At 58.6% G+C, this 3,247-nt stretch carries 4 protein-coding genes; 1 reads left to right on the top strand and 3 read right to left on the bottom strand.

All coding sequences use genetic code 11. From position 1 onward, the window contains the following. Positions 1 to 281: 281 nt before the first annotated feature. The 3 genes from ASF41_RS26715 to ASF41_RS24350 all read right to left on the bottom strand — a co-directional run bounded on the left by ASF41_RS26715 (position 282) and on the right by ASF41_RS24350 (position 2,184). Complete coding sequence (locus ASF41_RS26715; protein WP_082504706.1) at positions 282 to 848, bottom strand: PilZ domain-containing protein; 567 nt, start codon at positions 846 to 848, stop codon at positions 282 to 284. A 247-nt stretch (positions 849 to 1,095) separates the two neighbouring features. Beyond that, positions 1,096 to 1,617 (bottom strand): MucR family transcriptional regulator, encoded by a 522-nt coding sequence (locus tag ASF41_RS20385; protein WP_082504705.1) that lies wholly within the window; start codon positions 1,615 to 1,617, stop codon positions 1,096 to 1,098. Between the two features lie 288 nt (positions 1,618 to 1,905). After that, on the bottom strand, positions 1,906 to 2,184 hold the full coding sequence (locus ASF41_RS24350; RefSeq protein ID WP_407067308.1) for a hypothetical protein: 279 nt from the start codon (positions 2,182 to 2,184) through the stop codon (positions 1,906 to 1,908). A 274-nt stretch (positions 2,185 to 2,458) separates the two neighbouring features. On the opposite strand from ASF41_RS24350, the gene ASF41_RS20380 reads away from it, so the two are divergent. Next, complete coding sequence (locus ASF41_RS20380; protein ID WP_156653410.1) at positions 2,459 to 2,863, top strand: hypothetical protein; 405 nt, start codon at positions 2,459 to 2,461, stop codon at positions 2,861 to 2,863. Positions 2,864 to 3,247: the final 384 nt, after the last annotated feature.

Raw genomic sequence — 3,247 nt, 5'->3', positions numbered from 1 at the left:
CGTGAAGGAGATGCCACTGCGCATCCCGCCAGACTCGCAGGACAGGCCTCAAACCGAAACCCCACGCGGACTCAACCGTCAGACCTTAACCACTAGGAACATTCCATAGGTCGCCATCACGGCGGCGACCTCACGATGCTGCTGGAGGACGGAGCGAGAAGCGATCAACATGGGGCTGGACCGGGAGCAGGTGTGCTCCCTCCATCTGGCTCATGTGCCCCGCTAAACGCGAGGCCTCCAGTATGTGGAACAAAGGGAAAACGTCGAGTGTCGTTTAGCGGTCACATAACTGCTGAGCGCTGGCCTTGTCCGTTGCTCGAAGCTGGCGCCAAGAGCCTTGCAGCTGATGCGTGTCTTAGAGCCCTACCGGCATCACGAAGCGTGTGGTAGGCGTGCTCAAACGGATCTGGCAGTGGCGCGACATGGTCCCAACCCATGGCATTGCGACGCTCAATCAACTCCATCACCGCGTTCACCGCTCGGCGGAGCCGAATCCGGGTCATCGTGGCTTCGCCATCCAGGGCTGGGCTGAGAGCCTCAAACAGCAGTTCCTCCTTGAACGCAGTCTCGATAAGGATCTCTTCGACTTCGTGACGGACAGGATCGAGGAACTCGACGCCAAACCCATCGGCCTCTCGGCGAGCTAGTCGGCAGGCTCGGGGTAAGCTGCTCCTGCCAATGGAGAGATCAAAATTTGCAGGAAGCGAGACGTTCTTTGGCGTGTGAACGAAGCTCCCATGAGTAGAAATATCTGTGATGACACAGGGTATTGGAGTGCCAGAGCGTGGAATGAAAATTCGTGCATCGAGGTTGCACTGTTGTCGCTGAACACGTCGCCGATCAGACATTTCGTGACTCCGAAATGTTGCAATATTACGTCTATCTCGATTTAATATCCCGAATTACGAGTTAATAAAAAAATGAAAATCTGAGAACAAAAAATTCCGGGATTATGAGGAACATTTAGGCAGACGCGTAGATAGACATAAATTCAGTCTAGATCGCCTGCTACATATGTTATTGACGGTACTGGGGAGCAAGTCCGGCGCTATCAGAGGCTGGGGCAATCCCCAGCCTCATCGCCCTGCCGCGGCTTCATGAAGCCTTACGCGGACGACCACGGCGCGTTGGCGCTTCCGACACCGTCGCGTCCGGCTCAGCTACCTTGGGAGCGGCTTTACGGGAGTTTCCAAGCCCGAGTGATCGGGCAAGCTCGGAGCGCTGCGCTGAGTAGCTGGCAGCGGTCATCGGGTAGTCGGCAGGCAGGCCGTGCTTGGCGCGGTAGGCCTCAGCAGAGAGGCCGCGAAGGCTCAGGTGCCGGCGCAGCGTCTTGTAAGGCTTACCATCCTCGAAGCTGATGAGCGCGTCCGGCGTGATCGACTTCTCGATCTGAGCCGGCGAGGTCTTCTCGATCTTTTCAACGGCTGGCATAGCAGACCCGCTCAGACCCTTGAGGGTCTGATGCACAGAGGCAATCAGCTCGCCGATGTCGGCAGGTCGCACGGAGTTCTTGGAGACGTAAGCCGAAACGATGTCGGCCGTTATATCCACGTAATCGGCAGCGGCTTCTTGGGGAGCAACTGCTTGAGGAGCGTCTTCTTCCGGAGTGTTGAGCACGTGAAATCCTTATCGCCTTATGATCCCGCTGTTGCCGCGCGGTGAAGCGCAATGCGAGCCAAGACATTGATCAGATCCTACTTCTCGATGTAAAGATACTCGTCGCATAAAGATCGTAAGGCGCGCTGCCGCGGAGCGTTCCTTTGCTCTCCCTGAAGGGAAACCGAGCTGCGGTTGCCGGCCTTGGGCCGGGGTGAGACGAAGAAGGGTGAAGCCTTTTTGAGCCCGCTCGGTGTCGCGCCGGGCGGGCTCACTCGTTTCGGGCAGGCAGAGGGCCCAGCGCGCGGATCAGTGTTTTAGAGCCTCAGCGGCGTACCGGGCACGAACTGCCCCATCGGCCGGCAAGCCTGCGACTTCGCACCATGCACTGAACGCATCTGGCTCGATTGGCACGCGCACAACTTCGACGCCGCTGCACTGTACCTTGCGTTCGAACTGTTCGGTGGAAGCCCGCCACGCCTCGTACTGCACCGGCAGTTTCCCGCCATCGGACAGGCTCTGACGAAGTGCCTCGTAGTGCTCCGCAGCATACCAGGGCAGGGCGACGCGACGGGGACGGCTCATCATGGGCTTTCGGTTGAAAGTCGTCGGGTTGAAGATCGCTACATGCGAGATGTCTTCTCAGGAACGGATCTTCCCGCCATGAGGTTGCAGGGAGAGTACCAAGGAGAAAAATATGCTGACGGGTAGCTTACTGTGGCTTTTGGGCGTGCCGATCCCCGTCCTCATCTTGATTTGGTTCTTCTTCCTTCGCGGACGGTAGGAGTTGTCAGGCGTCTCGGGAACGAGGCGCCTTTTTGCTGCATCGTGATCCTCAAGATCGATGAGGCGAGGCAGGCAGATGGCGAGAGAGTACCGGCTCAAACCGACCGTCGAGATCGCGGAGGGCGTAACCCTCGACAAGCCTGGCATCTACGAGTGGGCCATCACCTACCCAGATGGCTTGATCCGGCGCTACGTCGGGAAATACACGCGCCGGAGCCGCTCGATGCGTGAGTACCGTGCCAATGTCGAACGCATCCTTGATCTGCGCCCCTACCGTAAGGCATCACCCAAGGGCTTCCGGCATGTGCATCGCGAGCTGGCTGCGGCAGCCACCGAAGGACGCTCGATCATTCTCATGATCCTTGAAAACGCCCTGCCGGAGGATCTGAACCGCCGAGAGCAAGCGCTGATCCGTGAGCGAGGCGCAACCTTGAACGGGACAGGAGCTCCGACGGGCCTGTCGCAAAGATTCTTGGCGTAGAAAATTATCCTTGCAAGGCGGGAGCACTCCGGCCGCAGGGGCGGTTTTGGGCTCGTCAAACCGATTCAGGTACCGTGCCGGAGTGGGTCGGTGGGGGCTGTGACGTGCTGTCCGGAGATGATCTTTTTCGGGCGGCGACGGTTTGCGACAGGCCCCTTCAGGGACCGCAAGGTTGCCCCACCAACTGGCGCCAGCCCGCAGATACTCAGAAATACTAGGAGGGTTGCAGGTTAAGTGCAGCCCTCTCATTCATCACCAGCTCCGCGTTCTCAGAAGGTAAGCGGTGTCTGGAGCCGCCCTTCCCGGGTTGATTGCGATGGGGGATTCTGACGGTCCCGGGTTCGGATCGTTTTATGTCTATGCTTGAGGATATGGTCGAGCCGC

Origin of the sequence: Methylobacterium sp. Leaf111 (assembly GCF_001423285.1) — a bacterium.
Classification (GTDB): Bacteria; Pseudomonadota; Alphaproteobacteria; order Rhizobiales; family Beijerinckiaceae; genus Methylobacterium.
This window is presented reverse-complemented; position numbering and strand designations above follow the sequence as displayed.